This window comes from Snodgrassella alvi wkB2 (assembly GCF_000600005.1).
GTDB classification, from domain to species: Bacteria; Pseudomonadota; Gammaproteobacteria; order Burkholderiales; family Neisseriaceae; genus Snodgrassella; species Snodgrassella alvi.
In genome coordinates this window covers 1,217,068-1,232,991 of record NZ_CP007446.1, presented here as the reverse complement: position 1 = coordinate 1,232,991, position 15,924 = coordinate 1,217,068, and the positions used below count along the sequence as shown (strand labels likewise).

Sequence of the window (15,924 nt, the reverse complement as noted above, 5' to 3'; positions counted from 1 at the left end):
AAAATTTTTCAGGTAATATGATGACGGTGACGTTTATATAACCACCATAAAATACCGTTTTCACAACCAATAAATAAAGACAGAATATAAACAAAACCACAACACAAAATAATTGCCGGACCTGAAGGCAGATCTATATAGTAAGAAAGCAGTAATCCGATAAATCCGCAAACTATGGCAATACCGGCAGCAATCGTCATCATGCCGCCCATCGTTTTATGCCATAGCCTTGCGCTGATAGCCGGTAACATCATCAAGCCTACAGACATCAGGGTACCTAATGCCTGAAAACCAGCTACCAGATTCAAGACGACAAGAATTAAAAAAATAATATGCCAAAGTGTCCCTTTTCCGTTTACGGCACGCAGAAACAGCGGATCGATACTTTCCAGCATTAGCGGCCGGTAAATAACAGCCAGTACCAGCATGGTTATACTGCTGACTACCGCAACCAAAGTTAAGGCCGCACGATCAACCGATAAAATTGAGCCGAATAATAAATTCAGTAAATCGACGCTATTACCGCCACGACTGACCAACACCACGCCTAAAGCCAGACAGGTAAGAAAAAAAGCTGCAAAGCTGGCATCTTCACGTACATCGGCAAAGCGGCTGGCCAGACCGGCCAGTAAAGCCATCAGTAAACCGGCAATAAAGCCACCTAAACTCATTGCAGGCAGACTGAGACCGGCAATCATATAACCAGCGGCAGCACCCGGTAAAATTGCATGGCCTAAAGCATCACCAACCAGACTCATGCGGCGCATCATCAGAAAAACCCCTACCGGTGCCGTCCCCAAAGCAAGAAATACAATAGAGCAGAGTGCATAACGCATAAAATCATAATCAGCAAAAGGTTCTGTAAGTAAATGGACAATATTCATCAGTTTTACCTGTCACACCACTGGTTTTGTTCATATTGCTGCATAGCTGCCGCTGCCTTTTGCAGATTATTTTCTGTTATTACTTTATCCGTTTTACCTGCTGCAATTTTTTCACGGGCAATTAATAGCGTATTGGGGAAATAGGCTTGTACTTGTTCATAATCGTGCAAAACGGTAATAACAGTACATTTTTGTTGCTGCTGATATGTCTTGAGTATATCCAGTAAAGCAAATGTGGTTGACGCATCGACAGCATTAAATGGTTCATCCAGTAATAATACACTTGCATTCTGAATCAGCATACGCGCCAGCAATATGCGTTGAAACTGTCCGTTAGAAAGCTGAGCAATACTGCGGTCTTTATATTGCAACATCCCTACCTGGTTAAGTACATTAAAAATTCGCTGATACATGGCTTTAGATATACTGGCAAAAAAACCGGTTTCATACCATAAACCCATTGCTACCAGTTCAAATACACTCATCGGCTGGCTACGATCAATATCCGACTGCTGAGGCAGATAAGCAATATCAGAGCGCTGCAATTTTCCCCAGCTAATTTGGCCGCTATCAGGGCGAACAAGATGCATAATGGCTTTAAGCAAAGTTGATTTACCCGCTCCGTTTGGACCAAATATAGCCCACATCTCATTCATATTAAAATCAATATTGATATGATGAATAGCCGGTCGATGTCTATAGCTCACAGTAACATTTTCAAGCTGAATACTCATGATCCGCACACCGCCCATGCATACATTAACCAGAGTAAAACCAGAATCAGGCTTACCCATGACAGACGTTTTATTGCTCCGCAAAGCAAGAGTGAAAACATACTGAGCCTTTAATAAGCAATTTTAATCAAGAATGTTACTATATAACATTACATAAATGATACCCTATAACATTATATATATGCAAAATGTTACTTAGTCTGTGCAGCAAATGTGAATGATTGGTGATGAGTGAGCATCCTGATGGGTAAACGATTCGGATGTAAAGCCTGCTGTAAGCGTACCGATAAAGGAGAGGGCAAACCAAGAATAGATGCAGCTATAGCTTCAGCGCATAGCGGAGCAGTAATCAATCCACGGCTGCCATGAGCGGTATTAATAAATGCTCCCGGCAGCCATGGACAGGGCTGGGTAAGCGGGTAGTTTTTATCCATACGCAACTGCGCATAATACTTGAACATAGCAGATGTATCGCCGATTGGTCCGACAACCGGTAAATGATCATAAGCATCACAGCGTATGGCTGCATGTCCCTGCAAAGGGATATCAGAATCTAAGTTAGCTGCAAGATACGGCATCCATTGGCGTAATTGCTGCCAGTTTTCTTTTTCGTCTTCACTGGTTAAATCATCATTGGTTTGATTGGGATGAAAGGTAGCGCCAAAACACAATTTATCACGCCATTGCGGGGTAATATAACTATTTGCACTCAATGCGCAGTGTGGCTGTACAGCCTCCTGTTTTATACTGGCTGTAGTTGTCTGACCGCGTATTTTATGAAGCGGCCATCCGGCTACCGGATACAAAAAATTACTTTCGGCTCCGGCACAAATGACAATATGTGATGCATTAAGTGAAAATACCTCAAGCTGATTCTGACAATCTATCTGCCATAAATCCTTTTGCCGGCAAATGGCATTTACTTTCGTTGTTGTTAATACCTGAATCAGCGGGTGCCTGAGCATATTCTGAATCCAGCTGAGAGGATTAATTGCAGCGCCATAAGGCCACCATAAACCACTATGCGGCAAATCTATACCGGCAATCTGACTGGCTTCTTCCTGTGTAACAGCATGAAATAATTTACTTTGCGGATTTTGATTAGCCAACAGCATATTACGTTGCTGTTCTTTTGAATTGTAATTCAGATGGATAACACCACAATCCAGCCAACCCTGACCGGAAGGCAAACAGTTGCTGAGCAGTGCCCGGCTGTAGCCATAGCCAGCTAGTAGTAGCTCAGTCTGAACCGTAGCATGGGCAGAAATTTTTGCGTATAACAGACCAAGATGATTGCCTGAGGCTGCGCTGGCAATTGTATGCTGTTCTATGACTGTTACTGCTATACCACGCTTTGCCAGAGCAAAGGCAGTGGCAGCGCCGGCAATACCTGCGCCAATCACCACCACGGATTTAACCGGTAATAAATCCGGCAAGGTAAGCCATGGTTTATATCTGAATTCAGAATAAACGGGCGTCGTACTTGTACAGACTATACCGGGATTAAACTGAACCCATTGTTCATATACATGCGGCTGAATAAGAATAAATTTTCCTGCATAACGAAATGGATAACTAAATACCGGCTGGTGCAGCCAGAATATCTTGGCTTCAAGCCAGAGCTGTACAATAATCTGGCCAGCAGGTGATTGTGCAGTTAAAGACTCAGGCCAGTCTTGTGCAATTATTATGATTTCTGCCTGCTCATCACTGCCTATCTTCTCAGCCAGTTCATCTGGCTTCGGCCACCCGTGGAAAGTATAAACGCTCATGGCTGACGAGCAGAGGTATGAGTTTCGGAAGAGGAACTAGCTCCTTGATTCAGCCATAACCATTGCTGCTGTAATGTTTGCCGCAAACTGTCCTGTTTTTGTTGTGAAGTGTGTAAACCGGCAGTCAGTTTCTGATAATCAATTGTAAAGGAAGGGCGGCTAAAAGTGCCATTAATGCGTAATGGCAGTAAATTTTGCTGCTGAGCACGCCGAGTAGCAACCAGCACATTATAATCCATTTGCTGCTGTAGCCATTTAACACTACCCGTTCCTTTAATATCAAAGTTATCAGCATGCAATTCTATTCGTCCGTTTTTACTCTTACCGTTCTCTACCGGAATAAACAGCTTAATATTACGGAATGGCGTTTGGCTGGTTTCATTATAAGCAACGGTAGTCTGATTCTCACTGTTTTGCAAAATGTTATTAATATCAATCCCGTTCCAGAAACCCTGATGAATTTGTAATTTAGCATTACCAGTCAGAGTCGACAGCCATTGATTACGGTTCATTCCATTACCATGTAACTCAAAATCGGCATCTGCAGTTCCGTCAAGGTTTTGCCAGCCAAATGTATCCTGAAGAAAAGATTTTATCTGCACATTATTTACATGTTGCTGAATTTTCCAGCTCAAGGGATTAGCATTGCTAATCTGTAACATTCCCTGACTGTTTCCGCCATACATCTGAATACTGAATGGTTGCAGTGTAAAATTATGCGCATCAATTGAAAGATTGGTTTTCAGCTGATTCAGTTGCACTTTATGCGTCTGCAAAGAATCGATATTAAGTAGGGTATTAACAGAACGGTTTTTAAACCAGTTTTGCCACAACTTTTGCCAGTCAGATGGAAGTATACCGGTAGTATTATCTATATACGGGCGTAAATTTAGCTGAACAAGATGAATATTTCCATTCACTTTTCCTGAATTTTTATCACTTTGGTAATTTAAGTTAATATCCACAGGTTGATTATCGAACTGACCTTGTAATACTAACTGTGCATTACCGTTGTCATCTCCATGAAGACTGCCCGTCAGATCACTGATAAACCGCAAATAAGGCAGAGCATTAACAGCATCCTGATGGCTGTTAACCGATAAATTACTAATTTTCCAATGCCGCATATCCAGCCAGTTTAACTGACCGCTCACGGTTAAAGCAGTTTGATATAAATGACTTTGCCAGCCACTATCAATCTGAAACTGTGATAAAGACCATTGATTCTGTATCCAGCTGGTATTACTGGCAGATAAAGTTGCATTAATCTCATTATCACCAATTTGTGCGGTAGCCACACCGTTCAATTGTGGTAATAATAGTTTAGCCCAACCAAGTTGCCAGTTCTGACCATTACCTGATATATGCAACTGATTATGCTGACTGTGCCATTGCCATTGGACAGCAGTTGTCTGAAAAAGCTGCTGCTGAGGCAGCCAGCGCGCATCAAAATGCCATTGGCCATTACTATCGCCCAAAGAAGGTAGCTTAGTTTTTACTTCCAGATTGATATCCTGCCACTGCATAACCGCATCAGGACGGTAAACAGCACTTAGCTGACATTGCATAGTCTGCATGTATTGGCCGCTGAGCGTCCCATCCAGTTTAAGCAAACTGTTATTACCAAGATTATGCCATTGTAAATTTAGCTGATTAATTTTCTGAATATTTTGTCCGTCATTGATACGGAAGCTGGCATTTTCCAAAATAAAGCGATTAATTTTCAATTGATTATTTTTTTGTTGTTGTTCCCATAAATCGCTCAAATTCCATTGCCTCTGACTATCTCTAACAAGATTAACGTGTGCATTTGTAAGCTGTAATTTTTCAATTGTCATGCGACCAAACAAACTTTGCCACCCTAAACCAATTTTCATATCATCAATATGAATATCGTCGGCTTTGCTGAATTTATTTTTAATACGTACATTGTGCAAAGTAACTGTCGGGCGTGGAAACATAGCACGGTTTATATCCTGGTCAAAAATAACCTGATGGCCACTATTTGCCATCATGGCATTTGCCCGTTTATTAATTTCTTCTGCATTAAATAAATAATGCAAAACGGCTATATCAATGGTTAGCAAAAGGATAATGCTCAGGCAGCTGAATACAATCAGCTTCAACCAGAATTTGCCTGAATGCAATAAGGAAATCATATTGAATTAAAATTGGATTATTCTCAAAAACTTTGTTCTGATTTATCATCAGAACAAAGAAACAAAATATATTTTTATATAAAACAAATTCAATCAATAAAATAAAAATATCCTACTGATTAAATTAGAAGCCAACAATCAGCTTAGTCAATTAAGTAGACGAATCTATTGAAAGACCAGAGATTGTAAGATAAAGATAAATGCCAGCCTGTTTGACAGACTGGCTGCAAAACTAATGATGCATATGATGATTATCTGAAGCAGAAGAACCGACACTGACAGGAACATTAAGCATTAACGGTTTGGCATAACGAAAAGTTAAACGCACCGGAATTGTTGTTCCTTTTACTAAGGGCTTTTTTAAACCCATTAACATAATATGCATTTTCCCCGGTTGAAGCTGGGTCACCTTACCGGCAGGTAAGGGCAAACCTTGCGGTAAAGGGCGCATTTTCATTACGCCATCTATTTCGGTTGTTTCATGCACTTCACCAGACATAGCCACCGGGCTGGATACACTCAGTAAAACATCATCTTTACCTGAATGATTATCCAAATCCATAAATACACCACTGGAAGACATTCCCGGCACACTGAACCGTGCCCATGCATGATTAGCAGCAATACCTTGTGCCAATACCAAACCTGCATATGAAGCCAATAAAGTCGAAAACAAAATTTTTTTCATAATTATCATCTTTATAAAGGCAGATATAAAATTTGTTGTACCCGTATGACCTTAACCGGAGCAAGTTGCCATAAAAAACATTATACAGCTAAATGCGGAGCAATAATTTGTAAAAGCTGGGCAAGAATTTTGGGATTTGCAGCAACAATATCCCCACTATCCAACCAAGTTTGTTCACCATGCATATCAGTAACAATACCACCAGCTTCCTGCACAATCAGAGCACCACCAGCAATATCCCAGGGTTTCAGGTTAAACTCAAAATATCCGTCAACTCGGCCACAGGCAACATTACATAAATCTAGAGCAGCAGAACCTTCTCTGCGACCACCGGCTGTTTTAGCCAGTACGTCTTTTAAAATTGCCAGATAGGTATCCATCATGCTTTGGTCAACAACTGGAAAACCTGTGGCTATCAGGCTGCGCAATAAATCACTTCGATTGCTAACCCGAATACGCTTATCATTAAGCAAAGCGCCTTGACCTCGGCTGGCAACATATAAATCATTCTGTTCCGGTGCATAAACCAGTGCTTCGGCTAAAGTACCTTTATGCAGCAAAGCCATAGAAATAGCGTACTGTTTATGTCCGTGTAAATAATTGGTTGTACCGTCCAGTGGATCAATAATCCATTGATATTCCGCATTAGTATTACCTGAATGACCAGCCTCTTCACTCAAAACAGCATGATGAGGATAGACTTCCTGAATAGTGTTAACAATAATATGCTCAGCCTCACGGTCTACATCTGAAACAAAATCATTAGCAGCTTTGTTATCAATTTTAATGTTGTTTAAATTGCTGCTGGCGCGATGCATCATTTGACCGGCTTTGCGCGCTGCTTTCCACGCAGTAGTTAATATAGGATTCATGCTAATTCTCGAGATAGGGCTTAAAAGCTAAAACAGATATACAATGGGTATTTTAAAGAACAAATGCCGCATAGAAACACTGCGGCAATATAAACAGAATATCGCCAATTATACGACAAAAAGTGTTTTTGCCAAAATTATGCTCTCATAGCAGATTGAGGGGTCTGATTTTGCTATAATACGCAGAATTTTTGCATTCAGCAGATGTCTGTATTAATCACTGATATGAATAAACCTGTTCTACCGGATTTTCTCAACAACATTACTATTGTACTTAGCCGAACCAGTCATCCTGCCAATATCGGATCTGCAGCAAGAGCCATGAAAACAATGGGTTTAACCAGACTTACTCTTGTTGCACCGAATTTGATGCAAACACCGATGACATCTGATCCTGCTAAGTTCGATTATGCCAATCCAGCTGCATTTGTATTACCTGAAGAAAGCTTTATCCTGGCCTCAGGTGCTCGTGATGTACTGGAAAATGCACGGATTGTCGCTACACTGGATGATGCTCTTGCAGATACTACTTTATCTTGCGCCTTAACCAGCCGGCGGCGTGAGTTGTCCGCTCCGCTACATACCCCGCGGGAAATCATGCCCTCATTAATTTCGGCAGCCGGTACAGGTCAGCAAATAGCACTGGTATTTGGAAATGAAACTTTTGGATTAAGTATAGATGAAGTTCAAAGTTGCAATCGTCTGATTACTATTAATGGTAATCCGGATTATTTTTCTCTTAATCTGGCCCAGGCGGTGCAAATTATATGTTATGAATTGTTCAGCCATGTTGATATCAGCATGACACATCTAAAACAAGAACAGAATCTGGCTACTCATCAGCAAACAAGCGGTATGGTAGAACATTTACAACAGGTAATGAATTTGGCCGGCTTCTTTAACCGGCGCAATGAAAAAAGGCTGATGCGACGCATGGCTGCAATGTTCGACCGTGCACAGTTAAGCACAGAAGATATCGATGTCTTGCGCGGATTCTACAATACTGTTAGTCAGCAATTACAAAAAAATCAAAATTAGTATTATATTGTAAATATTTGTCTGCAAAAGAAAAGGGTGCCAGTATGAATTATTCTTCAGATCCGATTTGGTGGCGTTTAAAAAAAACGATCGTACGCGATCTGGCCAGTCTGTTAACGGCACCACCTCCATGGATATCATCTGCCGAGATACCAGTTTCAGTACTATTGGGAGATGAAGGATTCCGATTTTTACTTTCTCTGGATGAGCAGCCTGAAAGCCTGTATTTATTTCTGAAAAAACATGGCGGATATCAGAGCCGCCTGGGCATTTATGCAGAACGTTTACTCAGGTATTGGTTTTTACATGCTCCGCACAGCAGACTGATTGCACATAATGTGCAGGTTCAGCATAATCAGCAAACATTGGGGGCTTTCGATTTTATCGTACAGTTAAACGAAAGTATTTACCATCTGGAGTTAGCAACTAAATATTATGGCAGCCGGTCAAATCAACTTGAAAACTTTACCGGTCTGAATCCGACTGACCAGCTTATTAATAAAATGCATAAAATCCAGCAGCAGCTCAGGTTAAGCACGGAGCCTGCTGCTGAAAATATCCTGAAAGATTTATCTTTGGAGCATGAGCAATTGCAACATGCCAGCATTATTCGCGGTATGCTGTTTATGCCTGAACCACAGCAACAATTGCCAGCACCATTAAATTCTTTGAGCTGGCAAGGGTATTATGTAGAAAACTGGGATGAATTTAAATGCTCAGAAAATAGTCGTTTTTATGTACTTGACCATTTATCTTTTCTGTCTCCTGCACGCATCAGTAGTAATGCTATAGTTACCTTCAATCAGATTAAGCAAATCCGCCAGGGTATGGTTGCAGTGGTTGAAGAGCGTGCAGACGGCTGCTGGCATGAAGTGCAGCGTATAATGAAAACAAATTGTAAAAACAACTAAACCTGAACAGCGGCAAGTGTTTTTATCAGTACATAGGTTTTTGTAAGGGCTTATGGTACACTTGCCATTTAATTTTTGTCTGCATGAGTAAATGCCCGTGTGCGTACAGCCCAAAAGCAGTAGCTTAAGACAAATGAAACCAAAACCAGATCAACTGACATCTAAGGGTTTACGATGAGCGTAACAGTAGAAAAATTAGATAATTTAGAGCGTAAAATCATTTTGGCTCTGAACTGGGAAGACATCAGAGCAAAAGTCAACGCACGCATGAAAGTAGCACAGAAACGTGCCCGTGTTGATGGCTTTCGTCCCGGTAAAGCACCGCTGAGAATAATCGACTCTATGTACGGCTATGGTATTCGTGATGAAGTATTGAACGAAATGACCCATAAAGCATTTGAAGATACCATTGTAGCTGAAAAACTAAAAGTTGCTGGTCTGAAAAGCCTGACTGCTTTGGAAGATGCCGATCAGGATGATGAAAAAGTTTATAAAATTGCCGTAGTATTTGAAGAATTTCCAGAAATCAAAGTCGGTGATTTAAGTAATCAGGAAGTAACGAAGTTCAGCACTGAAATCGGTGATGCAGAAATAGATAAAACTGTTGATATTCTGCGCCAGCAGCGTACCCGTTTTAATCATGTTGAACGTGAGGCACGTGAAGGCGATCGGGTTATTATTGATTTTGCCGGCAAAATTGACGGTGAAGCCTTTGCTGGCGGTACTGCTGAAAATTATCCGTTTATGCTGGGCAAAGGCCAGATGCTGCCGGATTTTGAAGCAGGTATTGCTGGCATGAAAGAAGATGATGTAAAAGAAGTTGCCGTTACTTTTCCGGAAGATTACCAAAGTAAAGAGCTGGCAGGAAAAACTGCAAATTTCACTATTACTCTGAAAAACGTTTCTGAAGCAGTTCTGCCCGAAGTAAATGAAGAATTTGCCAAGTCACTTGGTATTGAAGATGGTGATGTCGAAAAAATGCGTGCTGAAATCAAAAAAAATGTCAGCCGTGAAGTAAACCGTCGCGTTAGCGAAATGACTAAAGACAGTGCAATTAATGCATTACTGGCTGCAACACCGATTGAAGTACCTTCCTCACTGATTACAGAAGAAGCTAAAAGCATGGCAGCAAGAATGAAAGAAAATTTTGCTGCTCAAGGTATGGATCAGAAAGATCTGGAATTACCTCTGGACATGTTTAACGAACAGGCCAGTCGTCGTGTTGCCATCAGCCTGATTATGGGTGAATTGGTTCGTGAAGAAAAGCTTGAGCCATCAGAAGAGCAGGTGCGTAACGTTATTAACGAATTTGCTGATAGCTATGAAGATCCGCAGGAAGTTATCGACTGGTACTACAGCGACAGAAAAAATCTTCAGGCACCTACTTCCTTAGCCATTGAGCAGAATGTTGTTGATTATGTATTAGGCAAAGCAAAAGTGACTGATAAAGTACTGACTTTTGATGAAGTGATGGGTCAGCAGGCCCAAGCCTGAATGTAAAATACATAATCTGTATGACCAAGCACCGAAGTGGTTGTAAAGCTGCTTAGGTGCTTTTATTTCAACTGAGGAAAAAATATGTCACATATTGAAAATCTGGGTCTGGTACCTATGGTAGTAGAACAGAGCGGCCGCGGAGAACGTGCATACGACATTTATTCACGCCTGCTTAAAGAGCGCATTATTTTCATGGTAGGGCCCGTTACCGATGAGACTGCCAATCTGGTGGTTGCCCAGTTATTATTTCTGGAAAGCGAGAATCCTGATAAGGATATTTCTCTTTACATTAATTCTCCGGGCGGCTCAGTTACAGCGGGCATGTCAATTTTTGATACGATGAATTTTATTAAGCCCGATGTAGCAACTTTGTGTCTGGGACAGGCCGCCAGTATGGGTGCCTTTTTACTTTCTGCAGGGGCTAAAGGAAAACGCTTTGCCCTACCTAATAGCCGCGTCATGATTCACCAGCCGCTTATCAGTGGCGGATTAGGTGGTCAGGCCTCAGACATCGAAATCCACGCGCGTGAATTACTTAAACTGAAAAAACAGTTAAATGAGCACCTTGCCCGTCATACCGGACAGAAGCTTGAACAAATTGAAAAAGATACCGATCGTGATAATTTCATGTCAGCTGAAGAAGCTAAAAAATATGGTTTGATAGATGAAGTACTAGTCCACAGGCCTAAATAGAATTTTTAGAAGCAGACATTTAGATAGTATATCTACTACAATAAAAAACGAAACCTTCGAACAAGGTTTCGTTTTTTATTGTAGTATTTATAACATGTAAGCTAACAATATTTTTTATCTTAAACAAATAAGTAGAATATTATTGTTTACGCTGATTGCTTATACCCATCAGCATAGCTAAGATTACCATTACCGATAACGTAGCTGTACCACCATAGCTTACCAATGGTAAAGGCACTCCTACCACAGGTAAAATCCCGCTAACCATACCCATATTTACAAATGCATAGCAAAAAAGGGTCATGGTTAATGCTCCAGCCAGGGTTCGGCAATATAAGGTTGGCGCTTTAAAGGTTATATAAAGGCCGCGCACAAGAATAAACGTATATACGGTTACCAGTAAAATATTTCCTATCAGGCCAAACTCTTCTCCAAACACTGCAAAAATGAAGTCTGTAGTTGATTCAGGAATATAATCTAAATGTGTTTGCGAACCTTCTAACCATCCTTTGCCCCATATTCCGCCAGAACCAATTGCTGTCATAGATTGGAGAATATGGTATCCGGCACCCAGCCGGTCTTTAGTTGGATCCAGTAAAGTCAATACACGCATACGCTGATAATCATGCATACCGTAATTCCAGATCAATGGCAGCATGGCAACGAAACCAATAATTGCTGAAATGATGACTTTCCACGGTAAACCGGCAAAAAATATCACAAACAGACCTGAAGCCATAATCAGAGTAGCAGTCCCCAAGTCCGGCTGTTTTAAAATCAGTGCTACCGGAATGAATATCAGTACGAAAGCAATAATATAATGATACCAGCGAATATTACTTTCATTTTTCTGAAAGTACCACGCAATCAGCATCGGTACGGCAATTTTCATAATTTCTGAAGGCTGAATACGGGCTATACCAACATTCAGCCATCGTGTAGAACCATTTACCGTAATTCCGGCAAAATGTACCCCAATCAATAGCAAAATCCCCAAACAATATGCAGGTAAAGCAAAATTACTTAATATCTGAGGAGGAGTACGCGCAATAACCCAAAGTAAGATAAAACTTAGAATAGTATGCAGGGTCTTATTTTCAAGCTGACCAAAATCCTGACCGTCGGCAGAATAGAGCAAAAACAAACTCATTACATAAATAATCAACATGGCATAAAAAAGCCATACATCCATAGGTGCCCAAAGTTTGATCCAGAGACGTTTAAACCATTTTTGTTCATTGATCATTGTTTATCTCACAGGCCTGGCTGAGGACGATAAGCACGCAATAACGGAGGTAAGTCAGTCTGACTATGCTCATTATGTTGTTTTGCATCCATCATGGCATTATTGGATAAATCATTCACCGGTAAGTCTGCAGAATTAGCTGCTTCTTTTGCACTAGGGAGATTTTTTAATTTCAAAAGATAAAAATCAGCTAATTGACGAGCCAGAGGGGCTGCTGTAGCACCCCAACCATTGTTTTCAAGAATAACTGCAATCGCTATCTGTGGCTTATCTGCAGGCGCGAATGCAATAAACCATGCATGGTCTCTCAGCTGTAGTTTTAATGCTGCCGCATTATAACGTGCACCTTGTTTAATCTGTACGACCTGAGCAGTACCGGTTTTGCCGCCCATAGTATAAGCCAGCCCAGAACCTACTGCCGCAGCCGTACCACCCGGTTTTAATACTTTTTGCATAGCATCTTTAACATATTCAAAATTGCCACGTTTGAAAGGGACAGTTCTAACTGGTTGCGGGTCGATTAAAGTCATTTTTTTCGAATTATGGTCAAGTAATGCCTGAACCAGATGAGGGCGGTAAACCACACCATCATTACTGAGAATTGCTGTAGCAAAAGCCATCTGCAGAGGAGTATACGCATTATAGCCCTGACCGATGGCCATGCTCACACTATCAGCCGGCTGCCATACGCGTGCCTGAGGTTTAGAGCGGGCAAATCTTTTTTCTTTCCAAGCGCGTGTTGGCAATACACCAGCATATTCATGATTTATATCAATACCCGTCTGCTTACCAAGATTAAACTCAGCTAAATAAGGTGACATACGATCCACCCCCATTTCATAGCCCAGACGGTAAAAAAATGTATCTGACGAAACCTGAATAGCTTTATTCAGATTGGCTGATCCATGGCCACCTCGCGCAGCATCCCTAAACTGATGGGTTGATCCGGGAATACTCCAAAACCCCGGAGCAGGTAAAACTGTACTCTGAGTCAGTTTGCCACTTTCCAAGGCAGCCATTGCCAGAAAAGGCTTAAATGTAGATCCGGGAGGATACATACCCTGAGTCGCACGATTTAAAAGCGGGTGACGCCAGTCTTCATTCAGACTTTTCCACGTATCAGTATCGATTCCATCAATAAACAGATTCGGGTTATAGCTGGGTTTGGATACCATAGCCAGTATCGCACCCGTTTGCGGATTAATAGCAACTAAAGCACCACGTTTATCACCCATCAACCGGTCTGCTTCTTGCTGTACACGGATATCGAGTCCCAGACGAAGCGTTTGTCCGGGCACTGCCGGCACTGTTTTAATAGTACGAACAATATGTCCCTGCGCATCCTTTTCAACTTCACGATAACCCGGAATACCATGTAATTGGCGTTCATAGTATTCTTCCAGCCCCATTTTTCCTATATGAGTGCTACCACGATAAAGTGTTGTCAGTTCAGCTTTGTCGAGAGCTGCCATATCGCGGTCGCTGATCCGGCCGATATAGCCTACGATGTGAGCAAGTAATTCGCCATAAGGATAATCGCGAAATGTTCGCGCATTAATTTCAACACCCGGAAAACGATAAAGTTCAGCCGCCAGACGGCTGGCTTCTTCCATTGTTAACTTAAGTTTTAAAGGTACTTTTTCATAAGAACGGTATTCTGCCCGGAATTTATTAAACCGCTTCATATCGCTGGGGGTAATGTCCACATAGTTGCGCAAGGCATTAATTGTATCTTCGAGTTTACCCGGTATCTGATTAGGGGTTATCTCAAGAGAATAAGCCGGATAATTATGTGCCAGTACCACGCCATTAACATCAACTATTTCTCCACGAATGGGTGGTGTAGGAATTAATGAGATACGATTATTAGTAGCGGCAATGACATATTCATCATATTTGATTACTTGCAAGTATACAAACCTGGCAATCAGCATAGAAAAACAAATAATAATCAAAGCAAAGGCTACTGCAATCCGTAAACCGAGATCGCCATTTTGCGCAGGTTTAGATACACGCTTTTTTTTAGTTCGGAATTGCAGTGCTTTCATAGACGTCTTGAATAGGCGAGATAAAGCATGAATTTAGATAAAAGAGGCCAGAGCAGAGCACTGATAAATGGTGAAACAAACAGATTCCAGCCACTAAACTGATGGGTAGAAAAGAAGTGTACAACGACTAAAATCAGAGTCATTAGCATCAGACTGCCGAAAATAGTCAGAGCCTGGTAAGCATAAGAATAACCAAGCATCTGATGCCTGTTTTGTTCAATCAAATAGACAGCTGCCATCAAGCCTAATGCATGTTGCCCGAACGGAGTACCAATTCCCACATCCAAGAGCAGTCCTAATACAAAAGCCATACCGATACCGATATTTTGTGGTCGGTGCAAGCTCCAATACAATGTCATCATGGCTGTAAATGCAGGTAGGCAGCCAGCCAGAGGCTGAGGAAACGGAATCAGATCCAGAAATAATGCAATTACTAAGCTTAGTACAATAAGCCTTTTTCTGGTATGGCGGTGCAAGCTGTCAACTTCAGTCATGATTGATGGATAAAGTATTAGTGGCTGTTGCATCAGCATAATGATCAACTATCTGCGCATGCTTTTGCGGGATAACCAGCACAAAATTACTATTGCGCAGTTGCGCTACAGGTTCAATTTGTGTCCGGTAATAGGGTGAACCATTACCACTCTGCGCTTGTATGACAGTGGCAATAGGTATTCCGGCAGGATAAATACTATCCATGCCTGAAGTAACCAGTAAATCATTACGTAACAGGCTGGCATTAGCCGGAAAGTAACGCAGATCCAAACTACCTGAACGGCCATAAACCAGTGTGCGTACTCCAGTACGCATTACCATCGCCGGAATAACTGCATTACTATTGGTAATTAGTGTCACTTCAGAACTCAATGGCTGAACAGCTGTAATCTGACCAATCAGACCATGTTCATCACTTACGGCATCACCCTGTCGAATTTGATGATGACTGCCTTTATCTATAATGAAGCGGTCAGTCAGCGGATTAGTATCACTTGATACAATCTGTGCAACCTGTGCCTGAGGTAATGCTGCTTTCTGAAGCTGAGTCAGATGATCAAGACTGATTACTGATTTTAACTGTACGTCACGCTGACTAATTTGTAATTTAAGCTGCGCATTTTGAGCCTTCAACAATTTGTTTTCATCGCTCAGATTCTGCTGCTTTTCGAGAAACACCATACCATTAGATACAGCATTAACCGGCTGCATAGCCAGCCACTGTAACGGATATAATGCCGTACCGATATAATTGCGGCTAATTTTAACCACATCATACCGGTTATCAAGCAACAGCAATACAACTGCTAACAGCGACAGTACAACCAGTTTACTGGTACTGCGCAGACCATTGTGTACAAAATTGAGTGAAGGCTCTGCCATTATTA

General features: G+C 41.5%; 14 protein-coding genes. 4 read left to right on the top strand and 10 right to left on the bottom strand.

Annotated elements, in window-relative coordinates; genetic code table 11:
- Positions 1 to 8 precede the first annotated feature (8 nt).
- The 6 genes from SALWKB2_RS05675 to SALWKB2_RS05650 form a co-directional block, all read right to left on the bottom strand.
- Positions 9 to 884, bottom strand: a complete 876-nt coding sequence (locus SALWKB2_RS05675; protein WP_025330713.1) for a metal ABC transporter permease — start codon at positions 882 to 884, stop codon at positions 9 to 11.
- Between the two features lie 5 nt (positions 885 to 889).
- Entirely contained in the window at positions 890 to 1,618 is a 729-nt protein-coding gene (locus SALWKB2_RS05670) for a metal ABC transporter ATP-binding protein (protein WP_099048801.1), read from the bottom strand.
- A 191-nt stretch (positions 1,619 to 1,809) separates the two neighbouring features.
- The gene (gene mnmC / locus SALWKB2_RS05665) at positions 1,810 to 3,390 is read right to left on the bottom strand and encodes an FAD-dependent 5-carboxymethylaminomethyl-2-thiouridine(34) oxidoreductase MnmC (protein ID WP_025330711.1); all 1,581 of its coding nucleotides are present in this window, start codon (positions 3,388 to 3,390) and stop codon (positions 1,810 to 1,812) included.
- A complete protein-coding gene (locus tag SALWKB2_RS05660) occupies positions 3,387 to 5,516 on the bottom strand; it encodes an AsmA family protein (RefSeq protein WP_038648853.1) in 2,130 nt (709 codons plus the stop codon). Before SALWKB2_RS05660 ends, mnmC begins: the two co-directional genes overlap by 4 nt.
- A 265-nt stretch (positions 5,517 to 5,781) precedes the next feature.
- Positions 5,782 to 6,237: a copper chaperone PCu(A)C gene (locus SALWKB2_RS05655; RefSeq protein ID WP_025330709.1), complete on the bottom strand. Its 456-nt coding sequence runs from the start codon at positions 6,235 to 6,237 to the stop codon at positions 5,782 to 5,784.
- A gap of 80 nt (positions 6,238 to 6,317) precedes the next feature.
- A complete protein-coding gene (locus SALWKB2_RS05650; protein WP_025330708.1) occupies positions 6,318 to 7,109 on the bottom strand; it encodes an inositol monophosphatase family protein in 792 nt (263 codons plus the stop codon).
- 225 nt (positions 7,110 to 7,334) lie between these two features.
- Between SALWKB2_RS05650 and SALWKB2_RS05645 the strand changes: the two genes are divergently transcribed.
- From SALWKB2_RS05645 to clpP, 4 genes are all read left to right on the top strand, one after another.
- A complete protein-coding gene (locus SALWKB2_RS05645; protein WP_037395203.1) occupies positions 7,335 to 8,147 on the top strand; it encodes an RNA methyltransferase in 813 nt (270 codons plus the stop codon).
- A gap of 44 nt (positions 8,148 to 8,191) precedes the next feature.
- On the top strand, positions 8,192 to 9,058 hold the full coding sequence (locus SALWKB2_RS05640; RefSeq protein WP_025330706.1) for a DUF1853 family protein: 867 nt from the start codon (positions 8,192 to 8,194) through the stop codon (positions 9,056 to 9,058).
- Between the two features lie 174 nt (positions 9,059 to 9,232).
- Positions 9,233 to 10,552, top strand: coding sequence for a trigger factor (gene tig / locus SALWKB2_RS05635; protein WP_025330705.1), 1,320 nt, complete (start codon positions 9,233 to 9,235; stop codon positions 10,550 to 10,552).
- Between the two features lie 84 nt (positions 10,553 to 10,636).
- Positions 10,637 to 11,248, top strand: a complete 612-nt coding sequence (gene clpP / locus SALWKB2_RS05630; protein ID WP_025330704.1) for an ATP-dependent Clp endopeptidase proteolytic subunit ClpP — start codon at positions 10,637 to 10,639, stop codon at positions 11,246 to 11,248.
- A gap of 139 nt (positions 11,249 to 11,387) precedes the next feature.
- Here clpP and rodA read toward each other — a convergent pair whose 3' ends face one another.
- From rodA to mreC, 4 genes are read right to left on the bottom strand one after another with little or no spacing between them, the layout of a single operon-like run.
- Positions 11,388 to 12,494 (bottom strand): rod shape-determining protein RodA, encoded by a 1,107-nt coding sequence (rodA, locus tag SALWKB2_RS05625; RefSeq protein ID WP_025330703.1) that lies wholly within the window; start codon positions 12,492 to 12,494, stop codon positions 11,388 to 11,390.
- Positions 12,495 to 12,502: 8 nt separating this feature from the next.
- Positions 12,503 to 14,542: a penicillin-binding protein 2 gene (mrdA, locus tag SALWKB2_RS05620; protein ID WP_025330702.1), complete on the bottom strand. Its 2,040-nt coding sequence runs from the start codon at positions 14,540 to 14,542 to the stop codon at positions 12,503 to 12,505.
- Positions 14,539 to 15,036 (bottom strand): rod shape-determining protein MreD, encoded by a 498-nt coding sequence (gene mreD / locus SALWKB2_RS05615; RefSeq protein ID WP_025330701.1) that lies wholly within the window; start codon positions 15,034 to 15,036, stop codon positions 14,539 to 14,541. Before mreD ends, mrdA begins: the two co-directional genes overlap by 4 nt.
- Positions 15,029 to 15,919 carry a rod shape-determining protein MreC gene (mreC, locus tag SALWKB2_RS05610; RefSeq protein ID WP_025330700.1) on the bottom strand — a complete coding sequence of 297 codons (891 nt, stop codon included), beginning with the start codon at positions 15,917 to 15,919 and terminating at the stop codon, positions 15,029 to 15,031. Before mreC ends, mreD begins: the two co-directional genes overlap by 8 nt.
- Between the last annotated feature and the right edge of the window lie 5 nt (positions 15,920 to 15,924).